This window comes from Paenibacillus sp. GCM10023252 (assembly GCF_042653305.1).
Taxonomy (GTDB): domain Bacteria; phylum Bacillota; class Bacilli; order Paenibacillales; family Paenibacillaceae; genus Pristimantibacillus.
The window spans coordinates 112,214-133,779 of record NZ_JBHSHW010000008.1 but is presented as its reverse complement, the minus strand read 5'-3'; the positions used below and the strand labels follow the sequence as shown (position 1 = coordinate 133,779).

The 21,566-nt window shown below is 51.2% G+C and carries 22 protein-coding genes and 1 riboswitch; of the genes, 18 read left to right on the top strand and 4 right to left on the bottom strand.

Going from position 1 to position 21,566, the window contains the following annotated elements:
- Positions 1-149: 149 nt before the first annotated feature.
- From ACFO9Q_RS05585 to ACFO9Q_RS05570, 4 genes are all read left to right on the top strand, one after another.
- On the top strand, positions 150-983 hold the full coding sequence (locus ACFO9Q_RS05585; protein ID WP_379179557.1) for a helix-turn-helix transcriptional regulator: 834 nt from the start codon (positions 150-152) through the stop codon (positions 981-983).
- Positions 984-1,142: 159 nt separating this feature from the next.
- Positions 1,143-1,622 (top strand): tetratricopeptide repeat protein, encoded by a 480-nt coding sequence (locus tag ACFO9Q_RS05580; protein ID WP_379179555.1) that lies wholly within the window; start codon positions 1,143-1,145, stop codon positions 1,620-1,622.
- 140 nt (positions 1,623-1,762) lie between these two features.
- Positions 1,763-2,749 (top strand): stage II sporulation protein P, encoded by a 987-nt coding sequence (locus tag ACFO9Q_RS05575; protein ID WP_379179701.1) that lies wholly within the window; start codon positions 1,763-1,765, stop codon positions 2,747-2,749.
- Between the two features lie 30 nt (positions 2,750-2,779).
- Positions 2,780-3,001: a hypothetical protein gene (locus tag ACFO9Q_RS05570; protein ID WP_379179553.1), complete on the top strand. Its 222-nt coding sequence runs from the start codon at positions 2,780-2,782 to the stop codon at positions 2,999-3,001.
- Positions 3,002-4,192: 1,191 nt separating this feature from the next.
- On the opposite strand, the gene ACFO9Q_RS05565 is transcribed toward ACFO9Q_RS05570, so the two are convergent.
- Positions 4,193-5,071 (bottom strand): LysR family transcriptional regulator, encoded by an 879-nt coding sequence (locus ACFO9Q_RS05565; protein WP_379179699.1) that lies wholly within the window; start codon positions 5,069-5,071, stop codon positions 4,193-4,195.
- 176 nt (positions 5,072-5,247) lie between these two features.
- Here ACFO9Q_RS05565 and zwf point away from each other — a divergent pair, with 176 nt between their 5' ends.
- From zwf to fsa, 3 genes are read left to right on the top strand one after another with little or no spacing between them, the layout of a single operon-like run.
- Positions 5,248-6,774 carry a glucose-6-phosphate dehydrogenase gene (zwf, locus tag ACFO9Q_RS05560; RefSeq protein ID WP_379179551.1) on the top strand — a complete coding sequence of 509 codons (1,527 nt, stop codon included), beginning with the start codon at positions 5,248-5,250 and terminating at the stop codon, positions 6,772-6,774.
- A complete protein-coding gene (gene tkt, locus ACFO9Q_RS05555; RefSeq protein WP_379179549.1) occupies positions 6,752-8,743 on the top strand; it encodes a transketolase in 1,992 nt (663 codons plus the stop codon). The genes zwf and tkt overlap by 23 nt, the downstream gene beginning before the upstream one ends.
- A 27-nt stretch (positions 8,744-8,770) precedes the next feature.
- Positions 8,771-9,436: a fructose-6-phosphate aldolase gene (gene fsa / locus ACFO9Q_RS05550; protein WP_379179547.1), complete on the top strand. Its 666-nt coding sequence runs from the start codon at positions 8,771-8,773 to the stop codon at positions 9,434-9,436.
- A 100-nt stretch (positions 9,437-9,536) separates the two neighbouring features.
- Here the strand turns inward: fsa and ACFO9Q_RS05545 are convergent, their stop codons facing one another.
- Positions 9,537-9,830, bottom strand: a complete 294-nt coding sequence (locus ACFO9Q_RS05545) for a hypothetical protein (RefSeq protein WP_379179545.1) — start codon at positions 9,828-9,830, stop codon at positions 9,537-9,539.
- Positions 9,831-10,407: 577 nt separating this feature from the next.
- Between ACFO9Q_RS05545 and ACFO9Q_RS05540 the strand changes: the two genes are divergently transcribed.
- The 11 genes from ACFO9Q_RS05540 to ACFO9Q_RS05490 all read left to right on the top strand — a co-directional run bounded on the left by ACFO9Q_RS05540 (position 10,408) and on the right by ACFO9Q_RS05490 (position 19,060).
- Positions 10,408-10,629 (top strand): hypothetical protein, encoded by a 222-nt coding sequence (locus ACFO9Q_RS05540; RefSeq protein ID WP_379179543.1) that lies wholly within the window; start codon positions 10,408-10,410, stop codon positions 10,627-10,629.
- 83 nt (positions 10,630-10,712) lie between these two features.
- Positions 10,713-10,756, top strand: a riboswitch (PreQ1 riboswitch).
- A gap of 133 nt (positions 10,757-10,889) precedes the next feature.
- Positions 10,890-11,591, top strand: a complete 702-nt coding sequence (queC, locus tag ACFO9Q_RS05535) for a 7-cyano-7-deazaguanine synthase QueC (RefSeq protein WP_379179541.1) — start codon at positions 10,890-10,892, stop codon at positions 11,589-11,591.
- Positions 11,588-12,031 carry a 6-carboxytetrahydropterin synthase QueD gene (gene queD, locus ACFO9Q_RS05530; RefSeq protein ID WP_379179539.1) on the top strand — a complete coding sequence of 148 codons (444 nt, stop codon included), beginning with the start codon at positions 11,588-11,590 and terminating at the stop codon, positions 12,029-12,031. Before queC ends, queD begins: the two co-directional genes overlap by 4 nt.
- Entirely contained in the window at positions 12,028-12,789 is a 762-nt protein-coding gene (queE, locus tag ACFO9Q_RS05525; RefSeq protein WP_379179537.1) for a 7-carboxy-7-deazaguanine synthase QueE, read from the top strand. Before queD ends, queE begins: the two co-directional genes overlap by 4 nt.
- A 14-nt stretch (positions 12,790-12,803) precedes the next feature.
- Positions 12,804-13,310, top strand: coding sequence for a preQ(1) synthase (gene queF / locus ACFO9Q_RS05520; protein ID WP_379179535.1), 507 nt, complete (start codon positions 12,804-12,806; stop codon positions 13,308-13,310).
- A gap of 129 nt (positions 13,311-13,439) precedes the next feature.
- Entirely contained in the window at positions 13,440-13,862 is a 423-nt protein-coding gene (locus ACFO9Q_RS05515; RefSeq protein WP_379179533.1) for a VOC family protein, read from the top strand.
- A gap of 229 nt (positions 13,863-14,091) precedes the next feature.
- Entirely contained in the window at positions 14,092-15,477 is a 1,386-nt protein-coding gene (locus ACFO9Q_RS05510; protein WP_379179531.1) for an ADP-ribosylglycohydrolase family protein, read from the top strand.
- 108 nt (positions 15,478-15,585) lie between these two features.
- Positions 15,586-16,452, top strand: coding sequence for an AraC family transcriptional regulator (locus tag ACFO9Q_RS05505; protein ID WP_379179529.1), 867 nt, complete (start codon positions 15,586-15,588; stop codon positions 16,450-16,452).
- A gap of 18 nt (positions 16,453-16,470) precedes the next feature.
- A complete protein-coding gene (locus tag ACFO9Q_RS05500; RefSeq protein ID WP_379179527.1) occupies positions 16,471-17,355 on the top strand; it encodes a DMT family transporter in 885 nt (294 codons plus the stop codon).
- Between the two features lie 31 nt (positions 17,356-17,386).
- On the top strand, positions 17,387-18,769 hold the full coding sequence (locus ACFO9Q_RS05495; protein WP_379179525.1) for a D-alanyl-D-alanine carboxypeptidase family protein: 1,383 nt from the start codon (positions 17,387-17,389) through the stop codon (positions 18,767-18,769).
- 111 nt (positions 18,770-18,880) lie between these two features.
- Positions 18,881-19,060 carry a GapA-binding peptide SR1P gene (locus tag ACFO9Q_RS05490; protein WP_379179523.1) on the top strand — a complete coding sequence of 60 codons (180 nt, stop codon included), beginning with the start codon at positions 18,881-18,883 and terminating at the stop codon, positions 19,058-19,060.
- A gap of 175 nt (positions 19,061-19,235) precedes the next feature.
- Here the strand turns inward: ACFO9Q_RS05490 and ACFO9Q_RS05485 are convergent, their stop codons facing one another.
- Both ACFO9Q_RS05485 and ACFO9Q_RS05480 read right to left on the bottom strand, forming a co-directional pair.
- Positions 19,236-20,393, bottom strand: a complete 1,158-nt coding sequence (locus tag ACFO9Q_RS05485; RefSeq protein ID WP_379179521.1) for a DNA sulfur modification protein DndB — start codon at positions 20,391-20,393, stop codon at positions 19,236-19,238.
- Positions 20,390-21,535, bottom strand: a complete 1,146-nt coding sequence (locus tag ACFO9Q_RS05480) for a DNA sulfur modification protein DndB (RefSeq protein WP_379179519.1) — start codon at positions 21,533-21,535, stop codon at positions 20,390-20,392. The genes ACFO9Q_RS05485 and ACFO9Q_RS05480 overlap by 4 nt, the downstream gene beginning before the upstream one ends.
- Positions 21,536-21,566: the final 31 nt, after the last annotated feature.

Here is a 21,566-nt window from a genome sequence, read left to right as displayed (position 1 = left end):
AACCTCCATTGATCATCAAGTGAGTGGAAAGTTTACAATCCCCATGATAAGCTGAGATCAGCCTTTACACGATAACCTCTCTTGTTGAATTGCCTATCGAATCTTGCTATTTGTGTGCTGACTACCTTACCCCATGGGAGGGACATGCGATGGACGCCCGCTTCGAGAGCCGGCCGGTCTATATGGACGCTAATGAGTTTCGCAGGGAAGCGGGAGACAGCTGGATCTTTCCCCTGCATCGGCATGAGTCGAATATGGAGCTGTTGTTTATTGCCGAGGGCCACTGCGCGTATACAATTGAAGGTCGGCATTACTCTGCGAAGGCGGGGGATGTCATCCTCTTTCATCCGAACGCTTGGCATGAGGAACGGTCCGATCCGGACGGAGCCTTTCAATTCTACTATGTCGGGTTCCATTCCCTCCAATTCAAGGGATTGCCCGCTTATCGCGTGTATGCAGCGGCAGAGGTAGAGGCACCGGTATTCGCACTTCCCCATTACTATAATCGCCTGACCGTTCTGTTCCGTGAGCTGTGCGCGGAAGGGCGCGCCGGATGGCCCGAGCCGCTGAGCGGGACAGGGCTGCTTCTAGAGCGGCTGCTGCTGGAGGTGCACCGAGCGAAGCTGCACCCGAGCCCGCCCCCTGGCAGACCGACGGCGCAAGGGATTGTCCGCCAAGTGCGCCGTACGATTGAGGAGCGATATACCGATGCGCTCACGCTGAGGAAGCTGGCTGACGAGGTATACATCAGTCCTTCGTATTTGAGTCATCTTTTTCAGCAGCAAGTGGGGCTAGCCCCAATACAGTACCTCATCCACCAACGGATCAACGCCGCCAAGCGATACCTAGCCACGACCGAGCTCTCCTTCGCATCCATCGCTGAAGCGGTAGGGTATGAGAGCTCCACCGCTTTCCAGACCCTGTTCAAGCGCGAGGTCGGTGTCACACCGGGGCAGTACCGGAAGGAGAACCGCCTTCAATAGGACTTAAAGTCATTGGAACAATTTTTAATAACTTCAAATATCGCTGACAGATGTTGCCTCTTAGAGGCACCGTCTTTTTTTGTTTCCATATTTTCATAATATACCTACGCCCGCTCCAGCTGATATAGTTGCTCTGACTAAGAACGAGTGAGGTTAGCCATGAGCGAAGAGTTGTTAATGAAGTACATAATTGGGATCGTAGTCACCCCTCTGTTCCTCTACTATTGGTTCCTCCGCAAGTCAAGACGACCCAGCAACTACCTCTTCCTTGCTCACGTCTACGACATGGTCTGGTTGAGGAAGAAAGCGATTGCCACGTTGGAGACAGCGCTCCACACAAGAACTGTGTCGGATAAGGAGCGTGCGGACCTGCTTGTTAGGATCGGCATGTACCACCTTGACTTGAAGGACAACAGCACAGCTGTGGATTACTTCGACCAGTTTGTTGAAGCTGCCATGGAGGTGCAATTCTACTATGACAGCAAGTTTCTTCGTATAGTGGAAGCTTATCAGGCAGTGGGACAGCAGGAGAGAGCAGTTGCGGTCTATCGCCAGCTGCTGGCAAGAGCTTCATTCGACCCGGACTTCCGTAAGCTGAAGAGGTTAGAGGGCAAGTTGGGGATTCAATCGACATTGTGATAAAAGGTGAGCCATCCTCATAAACTAGTAAAAACGCAGTAGACTAGGAGGAAGCTATGACTGGCCACTATCGCAGATTGGACAAGTTAAGCTTACGCCTTAGACGTACACTTGGATCCGGCAGAACCTTTTTCTTGCTAATGACGTGTTCGATGATGGTTTTTCTAACCTTGGCTGCTTCATATCATGCGAATGCAACCTCTGTAACAGGCAGGCATACAGGAGCTGTATTAATAGAGTGGCTTACAGGCATTAACCTTAACCTGCCAAGAAGCTTATTAGCGGGCGAGCTGCCTGCAATGAATGGGTTAGAAGAGACTCTCTCTGATGTGGATGTTAGTAACCCAGAGGATGAGGTGCAGACCGCGGGAACTCATGACGCAGTCGTGAACAACGTTGAGTTCAGCGATGAGAATAAGAATGCTGCAGTGAAGCCAGCTGCACCGGCTGCACCGGCTGCTCCAGCAGCAACAGCACCGCCAACTCCCTCATCCAGTAAGAATGAGAAGAAGGTCGTCTTCATCTACCACTCACATAACCGGGAGTCTTACTTCCCTGAGCTGGACAAGGGGGCGAAGTTCGCTACCTCTGACAAGGTAAACATTACATATGTAGGTAAGAGGGTAGCGGCACAATTAGAGAAACACGGGGTTGGAGCGGAACAAGCGAATACTGACTATTACAGCTTAATTAAAGATTTTAAGTATGCCCTATCCTACAAATATTCTAAAAAAACGGTCCAAGAGGCGATGATCAGCAACAAGGATTTTGCATACTTTTTTGACCTGCACAGGGATTCGCCTCCCCGTAAATATACGACAGCAACGATAGATGGAAAGAAGTATGCAAAGGTGTATCTTGTCATTGGCAAACGGAATGCGAACTGGAAAATCAACTATAAGCTTGCTGCCAAGCTTGATCAGATGCTGGACAAGCAATACCCTGGGCTATCTAGAGGGATTAGGGAGAAAGCGAACGGGAACGGAGAATATAATCAGTCGCTCTCTCCCAACAGCTTGGTCATTGAAGTGGGCGGAGTTGAGAACACCCTGCAGGAAGCTTATAACACAGCAGATGTACTAGCAGAAGTGATAGCTAAGCTCATACGTGATGCGGAGAAAGTATAGACGATCGACTGCTAGGAGATTGGAGGACTAATGAATTTCATTTTTTATATAGTTGGCTTGCTCCTCATGCTCCTTGGTTATTACGAGCTCAAGCAAGAGCGGTTCACAGCGAAGCATACCTTAGCTCATGCAGAGAGTAAGGCTCATTTTATAATTTTTCTCATTCTCACCATCATAAGCAATCAGATTGTGAAGTCAATCGGCACCATAATAGTAGGGTTCCTGCTCATCATTCTTGGTTTTATTATTTAGTTTAATCAGTTGAAAGGCATGATTTACTGTTGAAAGATACTATTATCATTTTGTTTGTTGGCTTCTTCTTCATTTTTATGTATGCCAGGTCCTTTAAGGCAAGGATTGCAGAAATCAAGGAGCACATCCATTCTTATCACGAACTTAAGCAGAATAAGGCATTGTTTTTATGGTATTTAGGGTGGCCTATAGTCATTCTGGATTCTGTAATCCTAGGATCTTCGAATGCTGTCATTTCTATAATCATGTTCTTGATTGGCATTATTATGATAATTAGTTCAATTATAGAGTGGGTGTAAGTAGTGTCATTACCCAGGATAGCTGCATGATTAGTGCCAACTAAGCCTGCTAAACGGAACTGAGCGCCTTTATTAGCCTCGAAAGGTGGAATTCCCGCTTAGAAAGTGCTCAATAAGGGCTCCTAGTTCCGTAAGATTCGAAAATAAGGCCGAAATGACGAAATAAGGGCTGTAGGTTCCGTAAGCATCTACTATTTTTAACAAGCAGCCACTAACAATTTACTATTTCAGCATATAGAGGTGAACCGTCATATATCCGCTAATCATTCAGCACTATACATGCAACGATAAAGGGAAAATGATTAATTATGTAGACAGAGTAGAAAAGGGGATTCCTGAGGTCAATTGTGCGTTACAAGGCGGTAATCGCTTTTATATGGATCGAGCTTACGGATCACGGAGGGGACTTAACCAATTTTATGCTAATGGATAAGCTTAACAGCTTTCATCCGATTGAGTGCAGCAAAGTCGGCTATGCATGCTGCCCTTAATTACATCCTGCGAGGAGGTATCTCATTGAGAAACGAAGCCATATCTAGTAGGAGGGCGGCGGTTGGGCGATTGGACGGTTTTCGTGAAAGAAGAAAAACGTTGAAAAAATTAAAGTACAAACGACTTGAAAGAATATTTCTTTATTTCATAATCATTATTTTATCTATAGGATGGATTACAAATCCATTGTTAGGTAAGCTAATAAGTTTAAACCTAGGCGTTACCAATTTTCTTGGGATTGGCTCGTTCTTTTTACTATATTATATTCACAGACATTCCGAACAGAGATCAATCATAAATTCTGCAATAGAATTTATGATTAGTGTGGGACTAGTCATTGTTGTCGTTGTTGTTATATCTCTAATACTACGTTGATTTACAGCTTGGTCTTGCCATACTCTCACCTAACCAGTTCAATGAACTTGCTTGCAGAGCTGGACAGCGGCATGTTGCGCATAATCATGATGCCAACGTGGGAGGGCGGCAGCTGTATGTCTAATTGAACCTCGAACAGGGAACCCTCCTCCAGCTCCTTCGATACGAATTCTCTCGTGATATAGGAAATTCCGAGGCCCCTTCGTGCGAACTCAATGAGAAGGTCCACGCTTCCTACCTCAATCTCAGGCTTCAGATGATAGCCCCGGCTCTGGAATAGCTCGGTGATCGCCATCCTGGCCCGGCTGTTGCGGGAGAATAGAATGACGGGATGTTGGAGCAGCGCATCAATTGATATAACGACATCCTTCAGCTCCGCGAACCGGGACCCCGCGACAAAACAATCCTGCAGCTGGATACTCTCTCGTACCTCGAGCTGAGGATCTACGATGGGCATACGTACAACGCCGAGGTCAATGACACCTTCCTTCAGGAAAGAAATAATCTCTGGGGTTGTCCCATGATTGAGATGCAGTCTAACCCCCGGATACTTCTGATGATAGGATTCCAGATAAGGCAGCAAATAATGCTTGAACAAGGAATCGCTTCCCCCTATGCGAAGCTCCCCGCTGTCCAGGTTTTTCAAGGCGGCCATCTTCTCCTCAGCAAGCGTAATTAAAATCTGAGACTGCTCAATGTACGAATACAGAATCTCTCCCTCCTGTGTCAGTTCGACTCCCTTGGAATTCCGATAAAACAAAATAATGCCGAAGCTGTCCTCCAGCTGCTTGATGGCATGGCTGACACTTGGCTGTGTAATATACAACGCCTTGGCTGCTTGCGTTAAGCTTCCGGTCTTCGCTGCCCAATAGAATACTTTGTACAATTCGTAGTTGTTATTCATAAGCTTCATCTATAGCTCCTGTCCTATACAAGGTCATAGACCCCATCTATGACTCCTGTCTAATTTATCGATTACCTGTATAACTGCTATTCGTATTATAGTGGGATTACGAATTAGAATTCAATGCTAACGCATCGGACAACGATGATGCGGCTCGGCTAGAAGGAGACAGGAAGATGGAATCAGCCACAATTGTCTTATTCGGAGCAACTGGAGATCTAGCGAAGCGTAAAATATATCCGGCCCTATACAACTTGTTCCTCGATCAGAAGCTTCCGCCGTCCTTCTCATTGATCGGGCTTGGAAGAAGAGAATGGTCGAATGAAGCGTTCCAAGCGAAGGTTGAGCAATCGCTCCGGAAATTCTCACGACGTGACCTTCAAGATTCAGCATCCATGAAACCATTCTTAGATGCTTTCCGTTATCATGTTCTCGACATCGATCAACAAGAGGATTACCAGAAGCTGCTCCAGCTTGTTCAGCAGAGGGAGGAGGAACTTCACCTTCCTCAGAATCGCTTATTCTATCTATCGGTTGGACCCGAGCTGTTCCCGACCATCGCGGCGAACATTCAAGGGAGCGGACTGGGCTCCGTGAACGGCTGGAAGCGCCTAGTCATTGAGAAGCCCTTCGGTCATGACCTGCAATCCGCACGTGAGCTGAATGAGCAGCTGAGCCGATCCTTCGCGGAGGAAGAGGTCTTCCGAATCGATCATTATCTCGGTAAGCCGATGGTGCAGAAGCTTGAAGCCTTGCAGCAGAACAATCCGATCGTTCAAGCCTTGTGGAGCAATCGTTACATCGCTAACGTTCAGATTACAGCGAATGAAACGGTAGGCGTGGAGAGTAGAGCGGGGTATTACGATCAGGCAGGCGCTGTAAGAGACATGTTCCAGAACCATTTGCTTCAATTGCTGATGATGATTGCGATTCACCTCCCGCATAAGAGCGGAGCTGAGATGATTCGCTTCAAGAAAAAAATGGTCATGGAAGCTCTCGAGCCACTACACAAAGAAAAGGTCAAGTTGAACGTCGTCCGCGGGCAGTACAAGGAAGGAAGCGTGCAAGGCAAGGAAGTTGTGGGCTACAGATCGGAACCAGGAATCCATCCGTCATCCATGAACGATACCTTCATCGCCGCTAGATTAGAGATGGATGGTGCTCTCTGGCGGGGCGTACTCTTCTACATTCGAACAGGTAAAAGAATGAAAGAGAAATCAACACGAATTGTCATTGAGTTCAAGGAGCCGATCAAGTACTCCCCGCAACGGAAGGACGATGGCTCAGTCCCTAATCTGTTAGTGTTCGAGATGAGTCCGGGCGAGGCCATAACGCTGCAGCTTAACGAGAAGGACAGTGAACACAAAGGGCGGTTCAAGCCCGTTCATATAGATCTTCATGCGAGTGGTGACGATGTTCCAGAGGCTTACGAGAACTTGATTCATAATGCCCTGAACGGAGACTCCACATTCTTCGCCCATTGGGATGAAGTGGAACTGTCATGGCAATGGGTTCAGCCCATCTTGGAAGCATTCGAAGAGAACTTGGTTCCCCTGCATCTGTACGAAGCGGGCACGTACGGACCCCCAGAGTCTGATGCGCTGCTGGCCGAAGACGGCTACCATTGGTGGTTAGATGATAAGGATGAACAAGTAAGCCATACTAGAGGAGAAGAACAATATGCCAATCACACAAACCATTGAGCAGTTAGCGATTGATACAATCAGAACGTTGTCGATTGACGCCATCAACCGTGCCAATTCCGGTCACCCGGGACTTCCAATGGGAGCCGCGCCGATGGCCTACACCCTATGGAGCAAGCACCTCAGTCACAATCCCGCTCATGCCAAGTGGTTCAATCGGGATCGCTTCGTCCTATCGGCTGGTCACGGCTCAGCCCTGCTATACAGTCTGCTGCATCTGTCTGGATATAACGTCTCCTTGGAAGACTTGAAGCAATTCCGCAAGCTGAACAGCTTAACGCCAGGGCATCCCGAATTCGGTCATACCGATGGCGTAGATGCAACAACAGGACCTCTAGGTCAAGGGATTGCAATGGCAGTCGGCATGGCTATGGCTGAGGCTCATCTCGCTTCCAAGTACAACAAGGGCGGCTTCCCGGTCGTCGATCATTACACGTATGCCCTAGTCGGAGACGGCTGCTTGATGGAAGGCATCTCGTATGAGGCCATGTCGATGGCAGGGCATATGAAGCTTGGCAAGCTAGTCGTCTTATACGATTCTAACGACATCTCATTGGATGGTGATCTGAATCTATCCTTCGGTGAAAATATCCAAAAAAGAGCAGAATCTGCCCATTGGCAATATCTGCGTGTTGAGGATGGCAACGATATCGGCCAAATTAGCGAAGCCATTGCAGCAGCTAAAAAGAATGACTCGCAGCCAACGCTGATCGAGATTCGGACGATTATCGGTTATGGAAGCAAGGTAGCGGGCTCGAACAAGGCGCATGGCAATCCGCTGGGCCTAGAAGAAGCGAAGGCGACGAAGGCCGCTTATGGCTGGGCGTATGAGGAAGAGTTCACCGTTCCTGAAGAGGTCAAGGCTCACTTCGCGCAGTTGAAGGGTCAAGGTGCCGATAAGGAAGAAGCTTGGAACGAATTGCTCGCCGCTTATCAGGCGCAGTACCCATCGCAAGGCAAGGAACTCTCGCAGGTCATTAATGGTTCCTTGACGATAGACGCATCTAGCATCCTTACTTTTGACACGTCCAAGTCCATCTCTACGCGTGTCGCAAGCGGGGAAGCGATTAATCATTATGTGAAGACTGTTCCTTCCATCTTCGGCGGCAGTGCGGATCTATCCCACTCCACAATGACGGATATGAAGGGAGAGCAGACCTTCGCGGTCGAATCCTATTCGGGACGCAATATCTACTTCGGCGTTCGTGAGCATGCGATGGGAGCAGCCGGCAATGGGCTGGCGCTGCATGGAGGCGTGAAGCCATTCGTCAGCACCTTCTTCGTATTCAGTGATTACCTGCGCCCGGCGATTCGACTAGCTGCACTGCAGAAGCTGCCTGTCATCTATGTCTTCACTCATGATTCCATAGCCGTTGGTGAAGATGGACCTACGCATGAGCCGGTTGAGCATCTCGCTGCCCTGCGCACCATCCCTGGACTTACCGTGATTCGACCGACGGATGCGAATGAGACGGGGAGTGCTTGGGCCTATGCGCTGCAGCAGCAAGAAGGTCCGGTAGCTCTCATCTTAAGCAGACAGAATCTTCCGATCTATGAAGCGACGAAGGGGAATATCGCAGCGTTATCCCAAGGGGCTTATGTCCTGACGGAGACGAACGATCGGCCAGATGTGATCCTGATTGGAACAGGCTCAGAGGTAGCGCTAGCTGTCAATGCCAAGTCCGAGCTAGAGAAGGATAATCTGTCCGTTCGAGTGGTTGCTATGCCGAGCAGAGAGCTGTTCGACCGTCAATCTGCCGAGTACAAGCAGAGTGTGCTGCCAGACTCCGTGACGAAGCGGGTCGCTATTGAAGCGGGTATCTCACTTGGCTGGGAGCGTTATACAGGACTAGGCGGCAAGGTTGTGTCGATCGACACCTTCGGCGCTTCCGGCCCTGGGAATGAAGTGCTGGATTACTTCGGTTTCTCCGTCGATAATGTCGTTCGTCTAACGAAGGAAATTCTATAATTCATATCATGATGGAGGTTGATTAGAATGAAATTTTTCATCGATACGGCCAACGTGGAAGACATTAAGAAAGCCTACAAAATCGGCGTTCTCTCCGGTGTGACAACGAATCCTTCACTAGTTGCCAAGGAAGGCGTGAAGTTCGAGGATCGAATCGCTGAGATTCTGCGCGAGGTGCCTGAGGTTGAATCTGTGTCTGCTGAAGTGACGCCTGATGCGGTAACTGCTGAAGAGATGATTGCTCAGGCGAATGAGTTAATCAAGATTAATAACAACGATAAGAATATTACGATTAAGCTTCCGATGACTCTAGCAGGCTTAGAAGCTTGCCGTTACCTTACGAAAAAAGGCGTAAAAACGAATGTGACGTTGATCTTCACCGTGAATCAAGCTCTGCTGGCTGCTCGTGCCGGCGCTACCTATGTATCTCCGTTCCTTGGTCGTCTGGATGATATCTCTGAGGATGGCGTTCTGCTTGTTGTGAAGATCGCTGAATTGTTCCGCACGCACAGCTTGGATGCTCAGATTATCGCAGCCTCTGTTCGTCACCCGGATCACGTGACTCGTGTAGCGATGGCAGGCGCTCATATTGCTACGGTTCCGTTCGCCGTCATCGAGCAGATCTCCAAGCATCCACTGACCGATCAAGGTCTGGACAAATTCGCTGCCGATTGGAAAAAAACAGTTCTGTAACGTACTCACTGCAAGTGACGAAGCTTTCACTTCCTTAAAGTAGTAAAAAGGACATCAAATGCGATTAATTCCGCATGAGGATGCCCTTTTTTCTATGCTCCTAATTCATTGTGCTTGAGGCTGCCGTTGCAATGAGAATGATTGCAATAATAGCGTAGATTCCTAGAACAATAGCACTCCAGATCAAGGAAGCTTTGAAATAGTTTTTTTTCGTTGGATTTCCTTCGCCGAATGCCCAGACGAACATCATAATAATATTAACCAATGGGATGAAGAGAATAAACAAAATCAGCATCCATTCTTTAATGCTAATAATCGGTGATACCTGTTGCTGCTCTGCGTAGCCGTGACCTGGTACACCTGAATTCACTTGCGGTTGTTGATAGTTATCCAATTTGTTCTCCCCTTTTTTTCTTTATACAACAAATTTATTATATAGAGTTTAGTAAATATTACAACCTTAGGTTGGGTATTGTCTCAAGTAACTATCGTCATCTAATTTCCATATTTTCATAATATACGTTCGGCTGCTCCTGCTGATATAGTTACTCTGATTCTTGAATCTTCGAACGCAGTCATCTCTATAATCATGTTCTTGTTTGGCATTATCATGATAGTTAGCTTGATTATGGAGTGGGTGTAAAGCCATGCGGACTGAGCTGTTGGCTGCGAACTGAAGCCAGCTAACGGATCTCACAGACCTTATTTGCATAAAAGTCGGCAATCTGCAAATCTTACGGAACTGAGCGCCTTTATTTGCCTCTAAAGATGGAATCCCCGCTTAGAAAGTGCTCAATAAGGGCTCATAGTTCCGTAAGATTCGAAAATGAGGCCAAAATGACGAAATAAAGGCTGTAATTTCCGTAAGCATATCTAGTAGGAGCGGTTGGACGGTTTTATTGAAGGGAAATACAATGCCAATGTACAAACGACTTGAAAGAATAATTCGCAAATAGTTAGAGAGGTCTAGGATGGAAATTACATTATTTGTGATAGGACTTGGATGTATAGCTGGTGGAGTATCATTCTTACACGACTCATATTTGTTTTATAAAGAATCTGAAAAACAAGCAGACAAACTAAGAAAATTTTTGTTTCTCGAAATGATATTTTCAAGTGGTGGAACTATACTAAATGGAGTAGGTTTACTTCTGCTGGGATTAATCTTTCTGGTCATTAGCATTTTCGGTTAAAGTCCCTTAACAACCCCCATCCCCCTGTGGTATAGTACGGGTGGTTACAATTAAGCCGAATAACAAGTCTGGGACGATAGGTCTCAGGAGAGGTTCGCGAACTCCCTCTATAAAAAACTAAGGACAAACGGGCGGTTAGACGGTGTCTCTTAGAGATGCCGTCTTTTTTGTCGTCTACACAACGCCATCCCGCCGCCCACCTTACCCAACACAGAGCTGTTCACGGAACTCTTCTCACAGGCGAGGAGAGGAGAAGCATCATGAGTAATCTAGCAACACTAGCAGCACAAGCAACACGATCAAAAGAAAAAGCAGTAGTCGTCTTCAGCGGAGGACAGGACAGCACGACGTGCCTGTTCTGGGCGCTCCAGCGATTCCAGGAGGTCGAAGCGGTCACCTTCAACTACGGACAGCGCCACTCCGAGGAAATCCAATGCGCTGCTCGCATCGCGGAGGAGCTGCAGGTGAAGCATCATATACTCGATATGTCTCTGCTTAACCAGCTGGCGCCGAATGCGTTGACACGAGAGGATATCGCGATCAAGGAGCTGGGAGACGGTCCCCCAACGACATTCGTAGACGGGCGGAACATGCTGTTCCTGACCTTCGCGGCGGTGCTGGCCAAGCAGCTTGGCGCGAAGCATATCGTGACCGGGGTATGCGAGACGGACTTCAGCGGGTACCCGGATTGCAGGGATATTTTCATCAAGTCCCTGAATGTGACCTTGAACCTGGCGATGGATTACCCGTTCGTCGTCGACACGCCTCTCATGTGGCTGAACAAGGCGCAGACGTGGGAGCTGGCTGACCAGCTTGGGGCGTTCGACTATGTGCGGACGAAGACGCTCACCTGCTACAATGGCGTCATCGCAGACGGCTGCGGGGAATGTCCGGCCTGCCAGCTGCGCAGCCGAGGGCTGACCGAGTATATCGCGTCGAGAGACGGGGCGGCCGCCCAATGATTCAACAGATCTATCCAACGGTCGACCATCCCTATTCCTACGAGCTGAACAAGGACTTCACGTTCGACGCGGCGCATTCCATTCCGAGCGAGCGTGCGGGGCAATGCCAGCAGGTCCATGGACACACTTACTTCGTCAATATAACAATCGCCGGCGATGAGCTGGACGACACGGGGTTCTTAATCAACTTCGCCACGGTCAAAAAGCTCATCCACAGCCGGTTCGACCATACGAACCTGAACGACCATGGAGAGCTGTTCAGCCCGCTGGATGCGGACCGCTTCCCAACGACGGAGGTGGTCGCTCGAACGATCTATGAGATCGTCCAGCAGCATCTGGATGGAGCGGCCAACCGGCCGCAATGCCTGCAGGTGTTCCTGCGGGAGACCCCTTCGAGCTACGTCGTGTATCGCCCGAAGCGGAGGGGGAGAGCGGTATGATGGCAGCACACTCAGCAGCGGCAGCTCCGGCAGCAGCAGCGAGGCTCCCGATCCTCGAGATCTTCGGCCCAACGATCCAAGGCGAAGGCATGGTCATCGGTCAGAAAACCATGTTCGTCCGCACCGCCGGCTGCGACTACAGCTGCTCGTGGTGCGACTCCGCCTTCACATGGGACGGATCAGCGAAGGAGGACATTCGCCTGCTGACTGCGGAGCAGATCTTCGAAGAGCTGTACGCCCTCGGAGGCGAAGCCTTCGCGCATGTGACGATATCCGGCGGCAATCCCGCCCTGCTTCCCTATATGGGGGAGCTCGTCCGAGCGCTGCATAGCCGGGAAGTGCGCGTTGCCGTCGAGACGCAGGGCAGCCGCTGGCAGGATTGGCTGCTCGACATCGACGAGCTGACCCTGTCCCCGAAGCCGCCGAGTTCCGGAATGAAGACGGACTTCGCCATCTTGGATTCCATCATCGCTAGGCTTAGCGAGGGGGGAAGGGTGTTTTCTCTTAAGGTGGTTATTTTCGACGAGGGCGATCTAGATTATGCCGTTCAGCTGCATGCGAGGCACCCGGACGTTCCCTTCTTCGTGCAGAGCGGCAACAATAACTTAACCGAGGCGGAGCCGAGTGTGCTGCGCCATCAGCTGATCGACCGTTACGAATGGCTCGTTAGCCGGGTAACAGAGTCCCAGCAATTGAATCACGTTCGAGTACTTCCCCAGCTGCACGCGTGGCTGTGGGGCAACAAGAGAGGCGTATAGAGGAGGAAGCAGCAATGGCAGGAATGACAGGAAGACATGGAGAAGAGCTGCAAGGCATATCCCTGTTAGGCAATCAAGGCACCAGCTACACCTTCGAATACTCGCCTTCCATCCTGGAGGCGTTCGACAATAAGCACCCGAACCGCGACTACTTCGTCAAGTTCAACTGTCCGGAGTTCACGAGCCTGTGCCCGATGACGGGACAGCCGGACTTCGCAACGATCTACATCTCGTACATCCCCGACATTCGGATGGTGGAGAGCAAGTCGCTGAAGCTGTACCTGTTCTCCTTCCGCAACCACGGGGACTTCCATGAGGACTGCATGAATATCATCATGAACGACCTGATCGAGCTGATGAATCCGCGTTACATTGAGGTATGGGGCAAGTTCACTCCGCGCGGCGGCATCTCCATAGATCCATATTGCAACTGGGGCCGTCCAGGGACGAAGTACGAGGCGATGGCCGAGCACCGGCTGATGAACCATGATCTGTACCCCGAGAAGATCGACAATCGGTGAAAATAATCTGCAATTGACCAGAACGCCTGTTCCCGTTATAATTAGAAGCAAGTAAGCCTAACCTGATGAAGTTGACTTCCAGATCGTTAGCCAGACTGTCTATAACCAAGAACAGGGAGATGATTGATCATGTCTATTAGCTTGAGTGCGTATCTTGTAACCGACGGCAACGGTGCAGAGGCTGTCGAATTCTACAAGGATGCCCTTGGTGCGGAGGTGCTCATGAGCCAGACGTTCGGTGAGGCTCCATCTAATCCGGACTATCCAACGCCGGAGGAAGCGAAGAATCGCATTATGCATGCCCACCTGAAGGTTGGCAGTTCGGATCTCATGCTGTCCGACACGTTCCCCGGCATGCCGCATGTGAAGGGTAACCATGTGACAATCTCGATTAACGTAACGGATGCAAGCGAGGCGAAGACCATCTTCAACAAGCTGCAGCAAGGCGGCGAGGTCGGCATGCCGCTGCAAGAGACGTTCTGGAGCCCAGCCTACGGCCAGGTTACGGACAAGTACGGTGTCACGTTCCACGTATCTACGGCAGGACAATAAGCATAGTCTAGTTCATATCTCTACGAGGAGCCGAGCCCATTCCCGAGCGGAAGTGGGTTCGGCTTATTGGCGCTGTACCTGGACAAGCTTGGTCGAACTGGCTGTACGGACTTAGCTTGGCTAGGCAATCCGTGCAAATAATGAGAATCACCTCGCTAGAGTGAGAAGCGGTCCCCCTTATATAGCCCTTATACTAGGCCTATCACAAGACTTAGGAGGACTACCTAACATGGCTGGATGGGCACCGTTGAAGCAATTAATAGAGGAAGAGATTAAGCAGAGGCGTGATGAAGGCTGCCGTGTAGACAGCTTCGATGAGCGTATTGAAGCAATTGACAGTCATAATCGTGAGGAGCTCATGAGAGTGTATGAGGAGCTTACAGCACTGAAGCCAATTAGTTATCCGTATGATGAGCCTAACGAGCTGGAAGCGATTCGCCAGCTACGACCTGAAGGGCCGCGATTACTAAGTGAGACTTATTCCGAAGAGGAGTGGAGGGACCGGTTCTACGGGGCTTGGCTTGGCAGAAGCATCGGATGTGCACTGGGCAAGCCGCTGGAGTCCGCTTCCTTCATGTTCGGATCGGAAGACAGCCCGGGCTGGCAGAATGTGTACCGCTGGTTCAAGGGAGCCGATGCTTGGCCGATTACCGGCTATACGCCAGGCAGCTCAACAGCCTCCGAAGAGTTCGGCATCGCCCTCGCTGGCTTCGGTCTTCAGAGTACGCGTGAGCGTATCCAGTACATGGAGACCGATGATGATATTAGATACACCGTGCTCGGGCTCATCATGCTGGAGCGTAAGGGGAGAGATTGGGACTCGTGGGATATCGGGAAGATGTGGCACGAGCTCCTAACCTACCAGCAGGTGTGCACGGCCGAGACACAAGCTTATCTGAACTTCACGCAGGTAACCTCTCATTACGGCGCAGATGCAGAGAAGCCGGAGGATTGGGAAGAGAAGAAGCATTGGGTGCGCACGTATCTCAATCCTTATCGGGAATGGATTGGCGCTCAGATCCGTGTAGACGGCTTCGCCTACGGGGCGGCTGGGAATCCAGAGCTAGCTGCTGAGTTCGCATGGCGTGATGCATCCTTCTCCCATATTGGCAACGGAATCTATGGCGAGATGTTCTGCGGCGCCATGATCGCCGCTGCCTTCGCGGAGTCGGATCCCGAAGAGCTTGTCCGAATCGGGCTCAGCGAGATTCCTTCCAACTGCAAGCTGGCTCATGATATTCGGACCGCGGTAGAGATTGCCAAGGATGCGAAGGATGAGCTGGAGCTGGTGAACCGTATATGGGAAGCGTTCAAGCATTACCATCCGGTTCATACGAACAATAATGCTGCGCTTGTAGCGGCTTCCTTAATCTTCGCTAAGGGTGACTTCAATACCGCCATAGCTGTATCTGTGCTTGGCGGCTGGGACACGGATTGCAACGGGGCGACCGTTGGCTCCATTATGGGGGCAGCGCTTGGGTCGAAGGCACTACCAGAGCATTGGGTGAAGCCGCTGAATGACCAGCTGTATTCAGCAGTCACAGGCTTCCATCCGATTGCGATCTCGGAATGCGCGGAACGCAGCTATCAGGTATTTAAGAAGATCCAAGGTTAATAGTTGATCATGAAGGCAGCACTCTTCGAGGGTAGGGATACCCTTGAAGAGTGCTTTTTTGCTACAATAGGAAGGAGTGCAGTTCGAACCATCATGAGGAGACGAATCATGAAGCAGAAGATTAAGTACGAGGATATGGACTTGCCGGTAGATATCTTCCGTTGGTCGCCCTCTACTTCAAGGGAACAGCAGCATTATCATCACAGCTTCGAGATCGGACTGTGTGAGTCGGGCTCAGGCCGCTTCTACTTCGGTGACAAGAGCTATTCAATCGAACAGAATGATCTATTCATCGTGAATCATATGGAAGACCATATTGCACAATCGGACCCTGATGACCCAGCTAGATTCATCTTCATCTACTTCGACCCTAGCCTGCTTCAGAGTGAAGAGCCGGATCTGCTCATGCCCTTCGCGTACTTCCCTCTGCGGTTCCGCAACCGTCTCTCTGGAGACAGTGAGAGGCTGGAGGAGCTCCGCGTCCTAATCAGGAAGCTATGGGAAGAGCAAGATCGGCGTTCCCCGGGCTACCGAACGGCGATCAAGAGCCACATGCTGCTGCTATGCGTGCAGCTGCTTAGGCTGACGAGGGAGGAATTCCAGCAGGAGGAGTGGCAGCGAGGCGCTCGAAGCTATCACTTCATCCGTCCTGTCCTTCAATATATTGCAGACAACTATCAGCAAGAGCTGGAGCTGAAGACGCTGGCGGACATGCTGAGTCTGAGCTTGTCTCAGACCTCCAGACTTATACAGGAAGCTACCGGCCTTAAGTTCAAGGATTACTTGCTGTCGCATCGCATTCAGCATGCGAAGCGAATGCTGGGGACGACAGATGCCAGCGTGACGGATATCTGCTACGCCTGCGGCTTCCAGAGCCTCGCGACGTTCTATCGCAGCTTCGCTAGGACAGTTGGCATGTCGCCTACTGTGTATCGGAACCGCTCTCAATTCGCTATAGATACCGACAATACTTAAGCAGAAGAGGTGGCATCATTGGGTTATATTCTGCTCCTGCTGGCTACGCTTGCATGGAGCTTCGTAGGCATTCTGGTGAAGACAGCATCCACTATGGTGGACAGTACGATCATTACGTTCGCCAGGTTCGCGCTTGGCATTGTATTCCTGGGAGCCTTCCTGCTCATTAAGGATAGGAAGATCTCCCTGCAAGCCAGCATGAAGTGGATATGGATTGGGGCGCTGGGGAAGTGCTGCAATTACTTCTTCGAGAATACGGCACTCCAGATCGGCTATTCCTATGGCATCATTCTGAATTATCCGATTCAGACCGTCGTGCTGCTCATCTTGTCCATCTTCCTGTTCAAGGAGCATGTCTCTGGCAAGGCTTGGACAGCTGCCGCCCTGTGCATCATAGGCGTCCTGTTCATCAGCTGGAACGGACAGACCGAAGGAATCATGAGCGGCAATGCACTGACTACCTTGCTCTATGCTTGCTCCGCGATCGGCGCAGCGGTACATATTCTAAGTCAGAAGATGCTCATCCAGTCAATGGACAATGGCAACATGAACTTCTCGGTCTTCTTCTGGTGCTCCATTCTGATGGCGATCCCGATTCCTTGGCAATCAGAAGGCATCACTGGAGAAGTGACCGCTATAGCATGGGGCGCACTCCTTACGCTTGGACTGATTACTGGCCTCAGCTTCTATCTATTCTCGGAAGCAATCCGCCGGGTTCCGTTCTCCGCAGCGGTTATTATTAGCAACAGTATGGTTATCTTCACCATTATCTGGGCGTATCTGTTCTATAACGAACCGATTACCCCGTATATTATCGCAGGTACGGTCATCTTCCTGGCCGGATTGCTGCTGCTTAATCTTCCTACACGGAAGGTTACGGTGAAGGCAGCTAGAGAGATGTAGCACATCATTCAACCTAATGGAGGGGCAGCAATTGTTGAGAACACTTAGGAGTAGATGGAGCTTCATTGCGATATGCTGCTGGATTACCCTGCTGCTCCTGGTCCCGGTGGGAAGGACCGCTGCGTTGGCAGCTGCCGCTGGTGCTGCGACTACAGCAACTACAGCAACTACAGCAACTACAGCTACTGATGTCGCTTGGGCAACAGCTTCCGCTGCAGCTGTTAAGGCTGCGTCGTCGACCGTGTCGTCGACCGTGCCGTCGACTGTGTCGTTGACCGTGCCGTCGACCGTGCCTGTCCTGCGAGCGGAATCTGCCATCTTAATGGATGGCGCAACGGGAGCTGTACTCTATTCCAACAAGGAGCAAGCCCTCATGTATCCGGCCAGTATCACGAAGATTGTTACCGGGATCATCGCCATTGAACAGTCCTCCAGTCTAGACGAATGGGTTACCGTCAGCAAGGAGGCGCGGGAAGAGGACGGCACGCGTGTCTATCTAGCCGAGGGTGAGCAGGTGACGATGCGGAAGCTGGTGGAAGGGATGCTCATTAATTCGGGCAATGATGCAGCGACCGCTATAGCCGATCATATGGATGGCAGCAAGCTGAAGTTCGCCGAGCGGATGAATAAGTTCGTTCATGACATTGGCGCCGACAGCACTCAGTTCGTCAACCCGAGCGGCCTCCATCATGTGGAGCAATATACTTCAGCACGGGATATGGCGACCATCACTCAGTATGCCATGCGCAATCCGATCTTCCGCGAGATTGTCGGCACGAAGACGAAGCCTTGGGTTGGGGCGGAGTGGACCTCCGAGCTGAGGAATCACAACAAGCTGCTGTGGAACTATGAAGGGGCGACGGGTGTGAAGAACGGCTATACCGTCGCATCCGGCCAGACGCTTGTCGGATCTGCGAAGCGGGGAGATACGGAGCTGATTGGCGTCCTGCTTAAGGGGCGAAGCTCCAAGGAGATTCAGGCAGATATGCAGGCGTTGCTTGAATACGGCTTCCAGAACTACACGACCTCCCTCTTCATGCGGGAAGGAGAGATGAGGCAGCTGCCTCTGCGTAACGCGGACGAATCAGCCGAGTTCACTGCCACGGCTCCCGTGTGGATTACAACAACAGTAGATGAAGCTCAGCCAGCTGTCACCGTTGACCGTGCAGGGAATCTCTATGTGGAATCCGCCCTCTATGATCCGGATACGGCAGCGGCGGTACTTACCTCAGGAAGTGAGCAAGCGGAGAAGGATGACCTGCAAGTCGTGAAGAATCCTGCCCCTACAGTTCCTATGCTTGATTCATCCAATCGAAGCCGATATCTCTGGGGGCTGGGAGCATTAGTCTTGTTAATGGTGCTGCTGCTCAGGCGCCAGAGGCGGAGGAAGAATCGGAATCGGTATCGTCTTTAGGGGATTTTTTTTCACAGCGAACTGTAATAATGTTCCATCCCTCTCTATATAATAAGTTGTAATGGAAGGGGTTACATCACTTCCGGCCATCTTGAAGGGAGGGCATGCACCATGAGTTCAAGGTCGTTAACCGTTCTGTTGTCTGCCGAAGGGCCCCATCTGGGACATCTGATATGCAAGAGCTGCGGAGATGTAATTGATACACTGCCAACCAGTGGTTACAAAAAGCTATACAGCACCTGTGATAACGAGGACTGCAAGCTGGACAGCCGGTTCAGCTACGATGACTGACAACGGATTCTGAAGCTCCGCCATTTGGCAAGCGCTTACAAACAAAGCCATCTTAAACTGCTCATTCAAGCGAAGCGATATCTCAGCTCAAATAAGAAGATCACCACTCCCTGGGGCGCACTCAGGGAATGGTGATCTTCTTCATGCTATAGATAACACCGCTGCTGCTCCTCGGCTAGGACAGTGCGGATACGCCAAGTCCTCTCAAGTAGTCGAGCACCGCTTCATGCTTGCGCAGCGACTTCTCATGGACGAGATTCAGCTTGCCATTATCCAATCGGCCCAGCCGGCTCGCAATCTCCTCGTTGTGATGCGTCCAATCCACCTGCTTCAGCACACGCAGCGAATCGGTCCAATCCCGCTTGTCTCCGCTGCCTTGGCTGAGCTGTTCATGGGCATACAGCGCAATGGCCTCTTGGACGACGCGGCTGGAGGAGATATAGCTAGAGAGCCCCGGCTGCTCCGGCATCTGCGGCAGGACGCTGTTCAGGAACTGATGCAGCACCTCGGCGTGCAGCGTGGGGTCCTTGCGAATGCGGCGGGCGAGCTCATAGGACATCTGCATCCGGCCAGAGTAGAGCATGGTTGCCGCTGAATAGAGCCAAGAGAAGCAAGTATAGTTCTTGTTGAAGGCAGTCAGGTTGTTCCGATTCTCAATGCCTGCTGCGATGAGCAGCTCATTGTGATCGGCCACTTGTTGCAGTACGGTGTTCAGCGGGTCGCTGCCGTCGAAGGCGTGGCCGAGCTCCTTGCTGACGAGCTGCACCTTCGAGTTAATGTCGCCGAACAGCTGCTTCTCCTCGTCTTCACTAAGTCCAATATACAGCTGCACGCTAAGCTGGCTCTCCAGCAGATCCAACCGGCGCAGCTCCACCTGATTCAGCAGTCCTTCCTGGCCTTCCAGTATCTCGCGAATCTGCTGGTCATCCGGACTCTTCCGCTGCTTCACCTTCAGCCGCATCACTTCCCGCTCGTATCGCCGAGCTTCCTTGCGCAGCTGCTCATTGGTATAACCGAGGGCCAGGATACGATGCTGTCCGTCTAGTATACTCAGCTTCGCTCCGTGAGCGAGGATGAGATGATCCTCCGCCTTCACGAGCGAGCTGACCTCTCGGAGCGACAGCGTGACAGGGCCGAAGAAGACGTGGTCGAGCTCACGCTCCTGCAGGTAGTTCGCGATCTTCCTGCGCTGACCGCTGCTCAGCTTGCGCTGCACCATCGGATCAATCGTCGTATAATTCAGCAGATCCTGCACACGAAGCGAGATGGTAGCAAGTCCATACTTGCCGCAGTAGGGATGAATCGTCATGCGAAGCGGAAGTCCATCGTTCATACCGAATCCTCCTTCGTCGTTAAGAGCAGGTGATGCCGGGTGTCATAGAAGTCACGAACATACTGGTACGCCTTCATAATGCGACTCCGCCTCGGCAGACGGTCCTTCTCATCATTCTTGTAGATGGCATTCCAATCGATGTGGGGCAGAATATTCATGGCGTGAGCCAGCGAGTAGCGGTTGAACTCCAGTGTCTTGAAGGCTTCTTCGTGGAAGAACAGGGCCAGCGCAATCTGCACATTCTCCGACCAGCACAGCTCTCCTCGCTTGGGAGCAGGGAGGTTCAGCAGCAGCTGCTCGAAGTAGAACGCCGCTTGCTGGAGATGCGAGGCGAGATCCTCCTCGGTATAGATGTAGCTGTTGTTCCTTGCATTCCCCTTCAATCTGCCTTCGAACAATCCCGACAGCAGCTCGATGAGCAGGGAGTAGGAGAACAGATACTCGGGGTCCTTGCCGCGCTCGGAGAACAGGTCGGTAGGGAGCTGCTTCATGATCGGTTCTTGTTCAACGAGGGAGGTTGCCAGCACATGGTAGAATCGACGCTGCTCGCGCAGCATCGCGAGGTTGCCGCCAATCTTGCGGGGAAGCTTGTTAATGTCGGAGAACAGCTGACGCTCCTGCCGGGAGCTGATGTCGAGATAGATCATGACCGACATCGGGAAGTCGTACAGCTTCCGCAGCTTGGCCCCGATCTCCTCTACTCGCTCGAACTCCCTGCGGTCCTTCGCTCTGGCCATATTGCCCTGCAGCGTCTCCATCGCCCGGCGGAAGGCTGCTAGCCGGTGCTGTCCGTCCACGACATAGCACTTCTCCATCGGCTGGAGCCGATACGTGCTGCTGAATGGGGATTCCTCCAAGAGTCCAGCGCCACGGGCAGAGAGGATAATTCCTGGAAAATACACATTCTGATCATGCTCCAGATACAGCAGAATGTAATCTACCAGCCTCGATACATTACGCGGAATCAGCTGCCTCTGCACTTCCAGGTCAATCTCGTAGATCATGAACAGCTTGCTCATTGGTACGGTGGCGGAGAAGGTCGATTGACCGAAGGTTCTGGCAGACTGGCCGGGAACCTCAATGTAAGACGAAGCGGCTCCGCCGGATGCGAATAAGTCAGATAACGACTGTATGGATTCCATAACATCCCTCCTATTGGAAGTGCTTACACCC

Bases quoted from the DNA above. Each gene is read 5' to 3' on its own strand.
- ACFO9Q_RS05505 (WP_379179529.1), top strand. From the start codon at position 15,586: ATGAAGCAGAAGATTAAGTACGAGGATATGGACTTGCCGGTAGATATC.
- queF (WP_379179535.1), top strand. From the start codon at position 12,804: ATGGCAGGAATGACAGGAAGACATGGAGAAGAGCTGCAAGGCATATCC.
- ACFO9Q_RS05490 (WP_379179523.1), top strand. From the start codon at position 18,881: ATGAGTTCAAGGTCGTTAACCGTTCTGTTGTCTGCCGAAGGGCCCCAT.
- zwf (WP_379179551.1), top strand. From the start codon at position 5,248: ATGGAATCAGCCACAATTGTCTTATTCGGAGCAACTGGAGATCTAGCG.
- queD (WP_379179539.1), top strand. From the start codon at position 11,588: ATGATTCAACAGATCTATCCAACGGTCGACCATCCCTATTCCTACGAG.
- queC (WP_379179541.1), top strand. From the start codon at position 10,890: ATGAGTAATCTAGCAACACTAGCAGCACAAGCAACACGATCAAAAGAA.
- ACFO9Q_RS05565 (WP_379179699.1), bottom strand. From the start codon at position 5,071: ATGAATAACAACTACGAATTGTACAAAGTATTCTATTGGGCAGCGAAG.
- ACFO9Q_RS05515 (WP_379179533.1), top strand. From the start codon at position 13,440: ATGTCTATTAGCTTGAGTGCGTATCTTGTAACCGACGGCAACGGTGCA.
- ACFO9Q_RS05540 (WP_379179543.1), top strand. From the start codon at position 10,408: ATGGAAATTACATTATTTGTGATAGGACTTGGATGTATAGCTGGTGGA.
- tkt (WP_379179549.1), top strand. From the start codon at position 6,752: ATGCCAATCACACAAACCATTGAGCAGTTAGCGATTGATACAATCAGA.
- queE (WP_379179537.1), top strand. From the start codon at position 12,028: ATGATGGCAGCACACTCAGCAGCGGCAGCTCCGGCAGCAGCAGCGAGG.
- fsa (WP_379179547.1), top strand. From the start codon at position 8,771: ATGAAATTTTTCATCGATACGGCCAACGTGGAAGACATTAAGAAAGCC.
- ACFO9Q_RS05585 (WP_379179557.1), top strand. From the start codon at position 150: ATGGACGCCCGCTTCGAGAGCCGGCCGGTCTATATGGACGCTAATGAG.
- ACFO9Q_RS05575 (WP_379179701.1), top strand. From the start codon at position 1,763: ATGACGTGTTCGATGATGGTTTTTCTAACCTTGGCTGCTTCATATCAT.
- ACFO9Q_RS05570 (WP_379179553.1), top strand. From the start codon at position 2,780: ATGAATTTCATTTTTTATATAGTTGGCTTGCTCCTCATGCTCCTTGGT.
- ACFO9Q_RS05580 (WP_379179555.1), top strand. From the start codon at position 1,143: ATGAGCGAAGAGTTGTTAATGAAGTACATAATTGGGATCGTAGTCACC.
- ACFO9Q_RS05485 (WP_379179521.1), bottom strand. From the start codon at position 20,393: ATGAACGATGGACTTCCGCTTCGCATGACGATTCATCCCTACTGCGGC.
- ACFO9Q_RS05480 (WP_379179519.1), bottom strand. From the start codon at position 21,535: ATGGAATCCATACAGTCGTTATCTGACTTATTCGCATCCGGCGGAGCC.
- ACFO9Q_RS05510 (WP_379179531.1), top strand. From the start codon at position 14,092: ATGGCTGGATGGGCACCGTTGAAGCAATTAATAGAGGAAGAGATTAAG.